Source organism: Nocardia sienata NBRC 100364 (assembly GCF_001613205.1).
Taxonomy (GTDB): Bacteria; Actinomycetota; Actinomycetes; order Mycobacteriales; family Mycobacteriaceae; genus Nocardia; species Nocardia sienata.
Map to the genome: position 1 here is coordinate 75,682 of NZ_BDBX01000001.1, position 13,249 is coordinate 88,930.

The 13,249-nt window shown below is 64.3% G+C and carries 14 protein-coding genes; 5 read left to right on the forward strand and 9 right to left on the reverse strand.

The genetic code is table 11. The features are described 5' to 3' along the window. Positions 1 to 190: 190 nt before the first annotated feature. From NS4_RS00320 to NS4_RS32525, 3 genes are all read right to left on the reverse strand, one after another. A complete protein-coding gene (locus NS4_RS00320) occupies positions 191 to 3,883 on the reverse strand; it encodes a caspase, EACC1-associated type (protein ID WP_063057430.1) in 3,693 nt (1,230 codons plus the stop codon). After that, positions 3,880 to 4,296: an effector-associated constant component EACC1 gene (locus NS4_RS00325; RefSeq protein WP_063057431.1), complete on the reverse strand. Its 417-nt coding sequence runs from the start codon at positions 4,294 to 4,296 to the stop codon at positions 3,880 to 3,882. Before NS4_RS00325 ends, NS4_RS00320 begins: the two co-directional genes overlap by 4 nt. A gap of 428 nt (positions 4,297 to 4,724) precedes the next feature. Further along, the gene (locus NS4_RS32525) at positions 4,725 to 5,267 is read right to left on the reverse strand and encodes a hypothetical protein (RefSeq protein WP_063057432.1); all 543 of its coding nucleotides are present in this window, start codon (positions 5,265 to 5,267) and stop codon (positions 4,725 to 4,727) included. A gap of 668 nt (positions 5,268 to 5,935) precedes the next feature. Between NS4_RS32525 and NS4_RS32530 the strand changes: the two genes are divergently transcribed. From NS4_RS32530 to NS4_RS33745, 3 genes are read left to right on the forward strand one after another with little or no spacing between them, the layout of a single operon-like run. Next, positions 5,936 to 6,121: a hypothetical protein gene (locus NS4_RS32530; protein WP_169811706.1), complete on the forward strand. Its 186-nt coding sequence runs from the start codon at positions 5,936 to 5,938 to the stop codon at positions 6,119 to 6,121. After that, positions 6,118 to 6,606, forward strand: coding sequence for a hypothetical protein (locus NS4_RS32535; protein WP_063057434.1), 489 nt, complete (start codon positions 6,118 to 6,120; stop codon positions 6,604 to 6,606). Before NS4_RS32530 ends, NS4_RS32535 begins: the two co-directional genes overlap by 4 nt. Then, positions 6,537 to 6,851: an ATP-binding domain-containing protein gene (locus NS4_RS33745; protein WP_169811707.1), complete on the forward strand. Its 315-nt coding sequence runs from the start codon at positions 6,537 to 6,539 to the stop codon at positions 6,849 to 6,851. The genes NS4_RS32535 and NS4_RS33745 overlap by 70 nt, the downstream gene beginning before the upstream one ends. Positions 6,852 to 6,901: 50 nt before the next feature. Here the strand turns inward: NS4_RS33745 and NS4_RS31105 are convergent, their stop codons facing one another. The 6 genes from NS4_RS31105 to NS4_RS33750 all read right to left on the reverse strand — a co-directional run bounded on the left by NS4_RS31105 (position 6,902) and on the right by NS4_RS33750 (position 11,114). Further along, the gene (locus NS4_RS31105) at positions 6,902 to 7,315 is read right to left on the reverse strand and encodes a contact-dependent growth inhibition system immunity protein (protein WP_084486367.1); all 414 of its coding nucleotides are present in this window, start codon (positions 7,313 to 7,315) and stop codon (positions 6,902 to 6,904) included. 33 nt (positions 7,316 to 7,348) lie between these two features. Further along, positions 7,349 to 8,077: a polymorphic toxin type 28 domain-containing protein gene (locus NS4_RS00350; protein ID WP_063057436.1), complete on the reverse strand. Its 729-nt coding sequence runs from the start codon at positions 8,075 to 8,077 to the stop codon at positions 7,349 to 7,351. Between the two features lie 1,051 nt (positions 8,078 to 9,128). Then, a complete protein-coding gene (locus tag NS4_RS31900; protein ID WP_157105803.1) occupies positions 9,129 to 9,827 on the reverse strand; it encodes a hypothetical protein in 699 nt (232 codons plus the stop codon). Between the two features lie 30 nt (positions 9,828 to 9,857). Then, the gene (locus NS4_RS00365) at positions 9,858 to 10,409 is read right to left on the reverse strand and encodes a hypothetical protein (RefSeq protein ID WP_157105804.1); all 552 of its coding nucleotides are present in this window, start codon (positions 10,407 to 10,409) and stop codon (positions 9,858 to 9,860) included. A 98-nt stretch (positions 10,410 to 10,507) separates the two neighbouring features. Beyond that, on the reverse strand, positions 10,508 to 10,807 hold the full coding sequence (locus NS4_RS00370; RefSeq protein ID WP_063057440.1) for a WXG100 family type VII secretion target: 300 nt from the start codon (positions 10,805 to 10,807) through the stop codon (positions 10,508 to 10,510). A 16-nt stretch (positions 10,808 to 10,823) separates the two neighbouring features. Further along, a complete protein-coding gene (locus tag NS4_RS33750) occupies positions 10,824 to 11,114 on the reverse strand; it encodes a WXG100 family type VII secretion target (protein ID WP_063057441.1) in 291 nt (96 codons plus the stop codon). A 634-nt stretch (positions 11,115 to 11,748) separates the two neighbouring features. Between NS4_RS33750 and NS4_RS00380 the strand changes: the two genes are divergently transcribed. Together NS4_RS00380 and NS4_RS31905 are read left to right on the forward strand one after the other, a co-directional pair. Beyond that, positions 11,749 to 12,207: a hypothetical protein gene (locus NS4_RS00380; protein ID WP_063057442.1), complete on the forward strand. Its 459-nt coding sequence runs from the start codon at positions 11,749 to 11,751 to the stop codon at positions 12,205 to 12,207. A 268-nt stretch (positions 12,208 to 12,475) separates the two neighbouring features. Further along, positions 12,476 to 13,165 (forward strand): hypothetical protein, encoded by a 690-nt coding sequence (locus NS4_RS31905; RefSeq protein ID WP_174552047.1) that lies wholly within the window; start codon positions 12,476 to 12,478, stop codon positions 13,163 to 13,165. Positions 13,166 to 13,249 lie beyond the last annotated feature (84 nt).

Genomic DNA, 13,249 nt, shown 5'->3' on the forward strand with positions numbered 1-13,249 from the left:
CGAACATTCACCGTTCTCGCGTCGATATGGGCCGCACATACGCCACGAAGAGGCAACCTGATGGTCGTTCCCGCGCGATGAATAGTTACAGGCCTCTGATCACTACGATGAGTGCTCTGCCCCGGCGGGTGCCTGCCGGTGTGAGTGGTCTTGCCCGGCTCGGTCCTCACAGTCGGCGTCGGCTGCGCTGTCATCGGCCCGAGCGGTAGAGCATCCACGCCGGGATCCGCAATGCGCTCATGGGCTGTTCGGGGTCCGCTCGGATGTCCCTATGGCGGAGCATCAGTCGGAGATGTCGTGCCGGATCCACACCTTCACGCACCCCGCGATCCAGGATGACAGCTGTCTCGACTCCGGCGGAGTCCTCCACGACCGCATCGGTGAGATGCCCGCGGACCTCGCGCTGCAAGGTAACCCGGCCGCCTGCACCGGCAAGGAAGGCGAAGAGCCGGTCCTGTAATTCGTCGGGTGCCGAGCCGGTTCCGGAATCTTCCTGCACGCCCACGGCCGCGTTCAGAAGTGCCGCACCGATCCGCCGTTCCGACCACAACCCGCGGTTACCCACCACGATCAGGTGGGATCGAGCACGTGTGATCGCCACATTCCACAGATTGAGTTGGCGTTCGACCCATTTGATCGAACCTCGCGGCATATTCGGAGCGGCGACCAGCGAGTAGAGTACGAAGTCACACTCGCCGCCCTGGAACGTGTGTACGGTCCCGATCCGTACATGCTCGAAGCCCTTACCGAGTTGGGAGCGGATCATATCCACCTGTGCCTTGAACGGGGTCACGACACCGATGCTGGGCTGATCGGCTGTCGCCCCACCGGGCGGTAGCAAGAACTTGACGGCCTCGACGACTTTTGCGGCTTCGGCGCGATTGAACCAGGATTCGCCCGATCGCGGTTGCTCGGCGTTGCCTTCGATGTGGGTCCAGTGGATGGCGTCACGGTTGGCGATCGTGGGGCGGCCACGCGTATCGGTCAGCACGGCCAGCTGTCCGTCATAGAAGAGACCGTTGACGAGTCCTGCGATTGTCGGATGGCATCGGAAGTGCTCGTCCAGCAGGAGGCGGCCGCCCGCGGCCCGCTCGCAGGCTCGAAAGGCGGAATGCCTCCGGTAGGACATTCGGCCGGCCTCCAACCACCCAAACCCGAAACCGGCCTCCTGTGCGGCGTGGATTTCCTGTTCGGGTCCGATATCGGCGATATGGGGCAACTGCATCGGATCGCCGATGATCACGGCACGGCGAGCACGGAATAGAAGGGGCAGTATTGCCGGGATGGCACACTGGCTGGCCTCGTCGATGATCACGAGGTCGAAAAGCGCCGGCGCGGGTGGAAAGTAGCGCGCCGACAGGGTGCTGACGGCCCAGCCGCGGACATTCGGGAGCGCGGCCCGTACGGCCCGCCACGCGCGCCCGTCCTCGGTGGCCTCGATGAGATCGGTGATCCGGCTCCTGCCTTGTAGGGCGGCTGTGCGCGTACTGGTCCCCAGCGCAACCGCGGACGTGTGCCGAAGCTCGGATTCCGCAGTGTGTAGGCGCCTGGAGAGTTCGTTGTCGTCGGGTAGCGCCTCGAGCCGGGCCCGCGCTGTACGCCAATCCTTCTCGGCCGCCAGGAGTTGGGCAAGGGTGGCGCAGCGGCCGGCGAGCGCATCGTCGTCCTCGACGGGGATCTCCCAGCGTCGTAGCAGCCGGGCTCGGCGATACCGGGCGAAGAACCGGGCGCGCACCGCACCCTCCGCTGCGCGTAGGGCAATCTCGAGCGGCTTCTGCTCGAGGCGTGACAGCAGGTCGACGATGGAAACACCGAGCTTCTCGGCCGAATCGTCGCGGGTGCGTCCCGCGATCAGCAGGCGCTGCTCGAGTTCTCCGGTGGTGGCCAGCAGGTCCCGCTGTGCACTGTGCGCGTGCTGGGCCTGCCGCAACGCCGCCATCGCGGTGGCCGGATTTCCCTCAGTGGGGCTTAAGGTCAGCAACCCGCGAAGTGCTTCGGAGGTGCCGCTCCGGTACTCGAGGCTGCCGGTGCGCACAAGACTTCCCGGGGCGACACTCTCGCACCGCTTCCACACCTCGTCCACGGCCCGGTTGTTGGTCGAGGCGACGAGGACCGTCGAGTTGTTGGCTACAGCGGTAGCGACCAGATTGGTGACGAGCTGGCTCTTGCCGGTTCCGGGCGGTCCGGTGGCGACGGTCAGTCGGTTCCGCATAGCCGACCGGATGACAGTTTCCTGGGCTTCGTTGCATTGCAGAGGAGTCACCAGCTGGAACGGCGTGTCTTGCGCTGCGGAGCAGTGCGGCGTTTCCGGGTCCAGAGCCGAGAGCGCGGTGTCGCGTATCCGGTGGGCCTGTTCGACGAGACTGTCGAGGTCTTCGAGCAGTTTCGTCACCGGGCTCGGGCCATTGGGAACTCGGCAGAGCACCGCCGCGTTGCGGGCTCCCGCGTTCGGGGTGTCGACATCGATGCACTCGGCGAGTTGGCCCGGGCGCAGTGGCTCGACGCAGGCGAGGCCGAGGTCGAATTCGAGCAGCTTTCCGATGTCGTTGGCCATGGCGGCAGGTTGGCGAGCATGCCAGGTGGGACGGTAGGCGGCATTGAAATCGGCGGCCGTATCCTTGCCCAGGAAAATTTCGATCAGCTCGGGATGAGCGATGATCCGCCCGGTCGGTTCCAACCGGGTCCCGCCCGCGGTGTGTACCACTTCGACCTTCCGGAGGAGCAGCGGTGCGAACCGGTGCCGGGCGCCGTTCCTGGAGTTCTGGCTCGATTGCAGGACGACGGCCGGATAACCCGCCCACAGTTCATCGTCGGCGGCAACCACATCCTCGACGAACTCCCGCGCTTCGTCCGGTACCGGAACCCGGTGGTCCTCTTCGACGGTTCCCGACAGGAAGGATTCGCTGCCGCGCACGCAGACGTACGATTCGCCGTGCTCGGCAACCGACAGCACGGAGAACTCGCTTCGACCAGTGGTCAGACAACGCCGGTAATAGTCGAGCAGCTGAGGCCACGACGGCCGGGAGTCCTTGGCCGGGACCCCCTCGGGGACAGTGCCGGTGTCTGCGTCTCGCGGAACGGGGGTCAGCGTGGCCGGACCCTGGGGCCGGGAGGCGATCACGATCCGGTCGTCCACCTGCACAGCGGATTTGACCGGAACCTGCTTGGCATCGACTCGCAGCCGCTGGTTCACGTACTCGAACAGATCGTCGACGGTGACCTCGCCGGTCTCCGGTCGGGCCGCATCGCCGCTGCGCAGCGTCTCCACGACGGCCCCGGTGAAAAGTGAGGGGGTGATAACGGTCGACTCCGGCGATCCGGCGAACGACGCCTCGGTAGCGCGAGACGACGACAGAACGAACACCCCGTTGCTGCGCAGGACCGGGGAGGGGGCGGGCGTTGTGACGCCCTTTGCGGTCGCGCTGTCGTCCCGGTCCGCCGCTCGAAGCCCGACCGCGAACCCGCCACTCTGGCAGCAGTCGATCATCAGGACCTTCTGCGGTGCCGGGCACGATTCGAGCGCATCGTTCACGAACTGCGCACCCACGGCGGTGGCCGCGACATTGTCGAAGTCGGTATCGGTGGTGACGAAGTGGAACTCGCTGTTCACCTGCACCAAACGGGTGCCGTGGCCCGAGATGTACACCAGCGCCAGCTCGTCCTCGTCGCAGGTGCCGAGGAATTCGACGATCTCGGTGCACATCCGCTCGGCGGTGCAGTCCATGACCGGACGTACTTCGGTGAATGCGCCGATATGTCGGTGGAGCAGCACCTGTCCCAGTAGGGAAAGGTCGGCGCGGATCGAAGGGAGAGGTGCGAATCGGGTGTCGGCGTAGTTCTCGACACCGAGCAGCAGCGCGCGTCGCCGTACCGGCCGGTTCACGGTATTTCACGATCGGATTCGGTCGCGGGATCGTGCCGCTCTCCTGCGAGCAGACGGACGATTCGCTCGGTCCGTTCGTCGATCCCGCCGGTGATGACGATACTCCCGCCTTCGTCTCTGGCGATCTCCACTTTCCGGTTGCGCTCCCGTGCGCACCACTCGCGGATGGCGGTGACGAGTACACGGGTGACGGCGGTGGCGACCGGTACCGCGACGGTTGCCGACAGCGCGAGATCGGCTACTCCGGCTCCTTTTTCCCCGTCTGCCTGATCGGCACGATCGGTTCCGGCGAAGTCGACCTCGAGATCTTCGACCGTCGACAACGTGCGGCGGAGGTCCCGGGTCAACCGTTCGGCCCTGAAGGTGTCGCCCGCGATCACCCGGATGCGGATGTCCTCATGGTCATCGGTCATGGTGCCCCCTGCTGTGCTGATCCGGTGAAGATTTGCGCGCCTGCCTCCCGGCTGAACCAGGATACGTGTCCAAAGACGTTATACCAGGCCAACTTTGAATCTACGGCGGTCGGGCGCCGACAACATGGTGCCATGTCCATTGCCCGGTGGAGATGCCGGCAACGGCGACCGTAGGCGATTACACCGGTGTGCGAGGGGCCGCGCGTCAACGGCAACCCGCGACTACCATCGGTAGCCCAGAGGCGGCCGCGTCGACGGAGTGGAGTGGGGTAGTGGGTGGGGAGGACGAGCGGTGCGGTGCGATCGTCGAGTTCTGGCAGGCCGTGGAGATGTTCAGTCCGCAGCGGGTGGACCGAGTCGATCGGCAGCAGCGGATCTTCCCGGTGGCGGCGGATGAACCGCTGCCATGGGATCCGGCACATGAGCTGTCACAGCTCTCCCTGCGCCCGAATCAGGCGTGGCGTCATATCGTGTATGCCGGAATCTACCGTCTCGACGAAGTCTTCGAGGTGCTGTCCCGCCATTTCGACCCAGACCCGGACAGCTACGATGACCGGCCGAGTGGGGTGGCTGCCTTCCGAGCTGCCCAAACCCAGGTCGAATCCATCCGCCGGCCGAGGCGTGACGTCCATGCGCAGGTCGTCCGGCGTCGGCAGGTGAAGCGGCGGATCGACGAGATCACGGAAGAGCTTGCGGCGGCCGCCGCGAGAGCGGAGACGGCTCGCGGAGAACGTGAGACTGCATGGCGTTTCGCGCAGGAATGTGTTCGAGAAGCAGAACGACTCGCCCGCGCACAACAGACCGCTGTCGAGCAATCCGCCCGGCAGCGCCGTGAGGCCGCGGAACGGGCGGTTCGTGATCACCGCGGCGAGGTCGAGCAGATCGCCGGTGGTCGTCGGGTCCGGGCCGAGGAGTCCCTGCGGCGCTGGACCGCAGAGCTCGATCGACGCGACGAACTCCTGGAAGGCCACCGTGCGCTGCGGCCGGGCTGGTGGCGACAGCTGTGGTCCCTGGTCGAGGCCGGCCGGGAATGGTCCCAGCGTCGGTCGTGGCTGGTCGGACAGGTGCAGCAGGCATCGCAGGCCAGGGCAACGGCGCAGGCCGAATTGGACTCGGCGCAGGCTGATCTCGGCCTCGCTCGAGAATCACTCGCCACCGCCCAGCACGAATACGATGCGGCACCCCGCGCCTCGACCGCCGGCATACCTCAACCGTCCATCGCGTACGAGCCGCTGATCAGCGCAAACCGTATTCTGGAGCGCGCCGAACAGGAAGTCGCCGCAGCAGCGCGAGCACTATCCGGTGCCGAGCGAAGCTTCCGGCAGGAGCGAGACGAACTCGCGGCTTTGAACGTCGACCTCGCCGACGGCGCCGGATTGGGTGCGTACTTCCCGGACGAGACGTGGTGGGAGGACAGGATACGCCGGGAATCGGCGGCCCTCTGGACCGATCCTGAATGGAACACCGCACGCAGCGAACTACTGCTGGCGGCCCTCGCGCTGCATCGATCGTTCCTCCGGCAGGTGCCGACCGAAATGCGCCGCAATCTGCAGGCCGCCGTGGATATCGTCAGTGGTGCAGCCCCCCCCGCAATCTCTCGGACGAAGCGGCGCAAGCAGCCTGGCAAAGCTTGTTCCTGGTGGTTCCGGTCGTATCCACCACCTTCGCCTCCTACGGTCGGCTGTTCGGTCATCTGGAGCGGGAATCACTCGGCTGGCTGCTCATCGACGAGGCCGGGCAGGCCACCCCGCAGAACGCGGTCGTGCGCTGTGGCGGACGCGGCGGGCCGTTGTCGTCGGCGATCCCCCGCAGTTGGAGCCTGTGACCACGCTCCCGTTCCGCACCGAGGACGCCATCCGCACTTCCTTCGAGGTGGACCCGCAGTGGAGCACCTGCCGCACGTCGGTGCAGCGTATCGCCGACCGGCTCACCCCGCTGGGGACTTCACTGCCGGGCGACGAGGGCTGGACTTGGGTGGGTGTCCCGCTGACCGTGCACCGACGCTGCGATGCTCCCATGTTCGAAATCGTCAACTCGATCGCCTACGACGGACTGATGATCAACGGCACCGGTACCGCTGCTCGGAAACGTTTCGATACCAGCTATCCGAACCTTCCCGAATCCAAGTGGATCGATCTGGTCGGTACCACCGCGCACGGACACTGGATTCCGGACGAGGGCCGGCAACTGGATCGGATTCTGCGCTCCCTTGCCGTCTCGGCATCGATATGTCGGAAGTCATGGTCATCAGCCTGTTCCGGGATGTGGCCCGCGAGATCAGCCGACGCGGCCGGGCTTATCCCGGTCTGACCGCAGGAACAATCCACACCGCGCAGGGAAAACAAGCCGATGTGGTGATACTTGTCCTCGGCGGTGACCCGGCCCGGCCCGGTGCCCGGCGGTGGGCAGCGAGCAAACCCAATCTGCTCAATGTCGCAGTGAGTCGGGCGAAACGGCGGCTCTACGTGATCGGAGATTTCCGGTCATGGTCGCGCGAGCGTTACTTCGGCACCATGGCCCGGCATCTACCGCGGGCTGACCCGGTGGCCCCATGATTCCAGTCGGCACTTCTTTTCGTAATTGGCGATTCCGGGCTCGATTCTGGTTACGCGGTGCGCCACTCGTCGATGGACGACCAAATCGTGGTATGCGGCGCGTCGTACTGCTCCAGATCACCCTTTTCCGAGACTCGTTCGATCAGTTGCTCGATGCGAGCAATGAGTTCGGCGGAATCGGTCTCTCGTGAATGACAACCCAAGAGTGCCGTCAAAAGGTCGCCTGGATAGAAGTCGCTCTCGGCGAGGGGATTGGATCCGAGGATGTCCAGCGCCACTGGAGTCAGTACGTCGACGCCCTCCCTTTGCGACAGGAGGACGCGAATGTCTTCGACGGTGAGATCGGGCAGGGGGACGTCTCTCAACGCGTGCACAGTCTTCATGAGTCGGGTTGCATCCTTGTCCGGGGCGGGCCAGGCTCTGCCTTCGATCTGAGATAGTGACCGTGGGTCGCGATATGTCACTGTGCTCCTCTCCTCATCTGCGCCTCAACCAGTTCATCCACGTGGAACGAACTCTTCGCTGTAGTCGAGTAGTCGGCTCGCCTCGGATAGCTCCCGTTCCAACTCCGCGCGATCGGCGGGGTTGGTTCGTGAGTCTCCGAGCTGGCGTTTTATCTGGTCGATACGTTTGACGAGGCCGTTTTGTGCGTCTCGTACTTCTCGGACATGATCCCACGGGGTCCCGTCGGGCTTTCTCGCCACTACTTCGCCGTTCAGTTCCCGACGCGCAGCGTCGAGGTCACGATCCGTGAGGTGTTCTTTTATCTTGTCTGTCTTGGTCGGCCGGTCGCTGGTGCTTGTGCCGACGGGGCCATCGGCCTCGGTGTCGAGGTAGGCCCGAGCGGCGATTATGGCAGCGAGGCTGGTGGTGACCTGCGTGAGGTCAGGGACCTTATCGAAGGCGACGACGGCTGCGGCGGCGGTGGCGAGGCCGAGAAGGGCCCAGAGCCTACTGGCCCGGTAGATGCGGCTGATCGCCAGCGCGGTGTCACTGGCGAGTACGACGACACCACCGGCGCCGGCTGCCAGACTGCCGCCGACGGTGAGCCAGGAAACCGCGACCGCGGCGGCAATGATGATCCCCGACTCGACCAGGAACGTCGTGGTCTCGCTGCTGATCTGCCGACGGGTTTCCTCGGTGTTCGTGCGGTACTGACCGATAATGCTGGTGGATATGGACGACGCCTCGGTGCGAATCGAAACGGGCTGGTGCGTCCGCGCCATCGCCGACTGGCGGTGTATTCGGGGCAAGGATTCGCTTTTATCGCACTCGGGATCGGATCGGACAGCACCGCCCAGCGGCGTTCGGACGATCGCGGAACCACCCCTGCGTGGGGCCGTGTCCGGGGGCCTCTGCCGGCGCTTCTCGGGTTGCTGCTCGGCGTTTGACCGCACAGCCACCGATGGGCCTCCGGCGATCTGATCGGCGGAGGCCCTGAGGGTGGTCTGGGCGGCCGGAAACGGTCAGCTCACGGCGACGAATATCTTGTCCCTGGCAGTGCCGTGTCCGATCCGTCAGCGCGACCCTCGGTGTGCGTCGGCCCCGAAGGCTCGCTGGGCGGCAGCAGCGGGATAGTGGAGTCGGCTCATAGGAAACTCCGGATGCGGCGACCTGTCCGGGGCCAGGGTCTGTCCACGGTGCTTCGCACGGTATCGGAGGTCAACCGCATAATTTTTCCCGACCTCGGATCTTGCGGCTTCCCTCGACCTGGTCCGTTCCGCGTCAGTGCTTCGAATGTGCCGGGTCCTGGTCACCTGTGTAGCAGGTCGATCGCGCATTGTGAGCAAGGCTTTCCAGATGCCGGTACCTGTGGTGAGAAGCGGGTTTCGGCTTCATGACTGACCGGGTACCGCCGGGTCGACAACAGGTGGGTGCCGGACTACAAGAGATCGATTCGGTCGGGCTCGGGTAGCTGCGTGGGCCGTTCGTCGGTATACCAGGCGTATTCGATCCCGCTCAGCCGTCCGGCTTCGGCCCAGAGGATGATCTCACCGATCGGCCTTCCCACGGGGTCGGAAACAGCTCCGTTCGCGACGATCCCGTCCGTCGCACCGCCCGCCGGGGCGGGGCCCGGGCGTACCTCTACATCAACGCTGGGCGATCCGACGCCCCAGGTCGATACAACCTGCAGATATGGTATCTGCGCACGGTATTCGGCAGAACCGTGTCGACCCGCCGACAACATCTTCGTGACGACTGCGGCCTCGAGGTCGGTCAGCGGCCTCGGCCGAATCGGGGTACTACCCATCGCGTCTCCTTGGTATTCGGGTAATGTCACGGAATGTAGGCGGTACCTACCTTGAATACTCCGTTGATCATAGCCCCGCGGATGTGAACCGTTTCGCCGTTGATAGTGCGCACCAGTGGGTTCGAGGCGTTGTAGACACCGTCCGGAACGCCCTGCACACTCTCGATAATTTTGGTCATGGTAGTCTCTTCGCCCCCCAATGACTTCACCAAATTGTCCAATTTGTGCTTCGGGACGAAGACATGCCCCATCGCCTCTTTGTCGAGCGCATAGTCGAGGGAACTCTTCAGTCTGTCACTTGCAACTTTCGCTATATCGGCGGTTCGCTGTGCGAGTAGATCCGCGATGCGTTGAAGTTCGGCGCGTCTGGCCGCCAGGTCGTCGCCGGTCTGGGTGACTTTATCGACAAACTTTGCCGCTCGTTTTGCGCTGAGCACACGATCGACATAGTGCTTCATCTTCAATGCAAGTTTGCCGGCTTTGGCGGCTGCGACGGCTGCGGTGCCGAATCCTGCTGTCAACGCGCCGGCTATTACCCCTAGTACGACGGTTTCTGCGACCTCTTGAGCGAGATCCTTTCCGAGGTCAACCAGTAGATTTCCTAGTTGTCGCCGGAACTCCACGATCGCATCACGGTGTCCTCGGCAGGAATTTGCGAGGTCTCTATAGAGGGTCAGCAGACCTTCCGCCGATTTCTTCAGTTCGCGAATATCCTCATCGACCAATGCCGCGTCGGGCGCCGTTTCGGTTTCGAATTACTTCGCGATCTGATCTAATTTGGCGGGCAGGTTTGCCACCTCCGGATCGGAGGCAAATTTCTCCCAGGCGTCGGCGGCGACAGCTAGGTCCTCGGGCTCTCCGTCGGGCATCGAAACTCCGAAATCCTCGAGAGCTGACACAGCGAAGCCGACATCGTCGAAAAGGCCGCTGCCGGGGCCACCCGCCGAGGGCGGTGGTGCCGGACGCGTCATAACCGCCGGTGGGTATTGCGTGGGTTTGGTCGGCTCCGGTCGGCCGGTCCCTTCGACATAGTCGGCCAGAGCATGGTTATAGCCGAGCTCCCGAACGATGTTGGCGTAGTTGCCCATAGCGTTGATCAGCAACTCTGTCATGCTCATCGCAGTGGCGACGGTCGAATCGTACGACGTCGCCCAAGCTTTGGATTCGCCAACATTGCCGCCCATACTGGCGGTTTCTCCCAGTGCGGCGATTCGGGTGGAATATACCCGCTGATACTCGGTGGCATGGGAGTACAGTGACTCACCCGCCTGTAAATACACTGTCGGATCGACTACCAAGGTCGTCATCGGCGCCACCATCTATAGGGCATCTTCAAAATCCGACGATCGTGCCAGGCGGATTTGGACTGCGTAGTTTTCGGCTCCCTGTGCGTTGTTGAGGAGAGTCACCGGCCCAGGATCAGGCGGTTGGTCTCGATTGCCGCGGTGTATCGGTCGTGTGCGGACCGGGCCGCTTTCCTCATGGCATCGATACCCTCGGCGACATCGGTGGCTCCGACAGCCCACTGTTGAAAGGCATCTCGCTGAGCGGTCGCTGCCTCCCCTCCCCACGTTGAATGCAGAGCTGTCATCCGCTGATCGAGCGCGGTGAGACTGTCGGAAAGGAAGCCGATGAAGTTCCCTACACGCGCGGTGATATTGTCCAACTCTTCAAGATCAACCTGAAAAGCGCTCCCCTCGGGCATATCCTCTTCACCGCTCTCAAATACTCAGCGACCCGTAACTTTGAGAGTTACCGTCATCCTGCTCAACATAGGTTCGACTGTTGACACCCAGTAGATCTGCGATGTCCGCCAACGCATCCAACACCGTAATGACCCCCTGCTTGGCTTCCTGCCACCCAGCCTGATAGCTGGAGGCCGAGACGCCCCTCCATACTCCGAGCAAACCCTCTATATCCGAGTCGAGGGAGTGCAGTGCGTTGACGAGTGTATTCGCGGTCTGCTGGACGAACTGGCCGGCGTCAACGACATCTTCCGGAAAGACCTGCAAGTCTGGTGTCGGTTTCTCGGCCTCAGAAATGAGCGACCCCCTCGAACGCGTACAGAACTATAAGTACGCTACCAGAATTGGCTCCTGCACGGACAGGTGCACGCGATCTGACTCGCCGACGTGGAGGACCGGTGTCAATGTCTCGTGCCCAACGCCCTACCTGCCCATGAGCCACTCGCGACCTCGTCCAGGCCGCCCGTCGTGAGTGGTACGCATTCTTCACGATCTGCTCTACCCCGCAGGTGACGGGGTTGTCGGCCCTACGCTCATCGTCTGGGCGAATCCCACCGGGCGTGCTGTCGCGCCTCTATGCGGATCGGTTCGCAGCCCGTGTCGCCGGCGGTGCTCACGCGTGCCCGGTCAGGACTCGGGCCCCGGACACGGCTTCATCGAGATGAACCAACGTCAGCTGTATCGGGGTGGAATATCGGGGCGGTCGCGGGTGGCGTGCTGGCGGTCTTGATGACCACGTGTGGCATATCCCGCCGCTGACGCGGCGCCGGGCCGGGCAACGCGGCCTGCCACGCGGGGGGCCGTGTACGGGGGAGCACCCTCGCAATTCTCGGCGTGGAAGTACTCGGACACGGTGGTGAATCCGTGCGGTAAGTAGTGCCGAGGCGGGGCAGGATTGCGAGTGGGCTGGGAGGCCGGGGTGAGTGGGACGGAATGGGAGATGTTCTGCTCGGGGGTGTTTGCCATTGCCGAGCGTTACGCCATCCAGACGTTTTCGAATCCCGGCACCCTGCTGCTCTCCGGCGGATCCGCGTCAGCGGAAGCCGAAGTGCGCGGGGCCGATCCACACATCATGCTGGTGGATATGGGCGACGCCTCGGTGCGCATCGAAACGGGTTGGTGCGTCCGCGCCATCGCCGACTACGAAATCCAATTCGAGGACAAGCCGTCCCAGGCGGCCGCGGCGGTCGAAGCGATCATCCTCGGGGGCGCCGAAGAGTATGTGATCACCGATGACGACGACCGGTGGGTGGCGTTCGGGTGGTGTATTCGGGGCAAGGATTCGCTGATGTCGCAACCCCCGCACATCACCTCGGGACGAAAGGCGGTTCGTCTGCTCCTGCCGTGGCGGTCGGCGTGACCGTGCGGCCAGGAGCTCGACCAAGTCGACCCGGCTGCCGTCGGTCCAGCGTGATTCTGCACTTGATCTCCCTTTCCGAAGCATCGGCTGGCATCACCGACCCGCGGCGCCGTCCGTGGCCGCGACCGGACCGGTGCTCGGGATCGGATCGGACAGCACCGCCCAGCGGCGTTCGGCCGGACATTGTTGCAAGACGCGCTTGATCCGAGCCGGGGAGCGGCCATCCGAATTGCTTTGGGACCCTCCGCCGGCATGGGATCCTTGACGGGTGATGGAGGCTGCGCGGTGTGAGTTGGAGCGGATGCGTGGGTCGTCCGGCGTGTGGCAGGAGTTGCGTTATGAGCGTGCCACCGATGCCGACGGTGATGACTGCGATCGGAATGCGGTGCGCCGGGCCAAGGTGTTGTGGGCGTCGCAATACGATCGCAGGCCCGACGACCTCCCGCTGATTCGGTGGTTGGCCGAGCAGGAGGCGTGGTGCCGTTGCGAGGCGCCGTTCCAGGGTTTGAGCGAGGAGACCGAGCTGGCCGGTTTCCTGCTCGCCGAGCATCGACAGGTGGAGGATGTGTGGCTGCACTGGGAGATCAAGCGGGCCAATTTCGACACCTTCTGTGGTTACGACCTCGAGTACCTGTTCGCTGCAGGGGTGCAGACCACGATCGCCTTTGTGCGTGACAGCGGCCATGCCGACCGGGACTCCCTGCTCGAGCTTCTGCTCGACGGGGAGGGTCGTTCGTACGTATCCGAAGATGGCTTGGCGAAGTGGTCGCAAGGCCGACGGTCGCGCTTCCCGGCGGATCCAGCCGCCGAGGACCCGCTGACCTGGGTCGAGCGCGCCAAACTGGCGGGCGACCGTGAATTGGCGCGCCGTGAGTTGGCCCGGTGGGTGGCCGGTCGTCAACGAGACAAGGCCACTCTGGACCAGCTCCGCGACCAGTTGGACGACCTGGGGGACTAAGCGGAAGCGGCTCGGGTGCAGCGCGAGAGCCTGGTGTACGCCGACACCACTCGGGACTCGGCGTCGGCTTGGCAGACCCTGGCC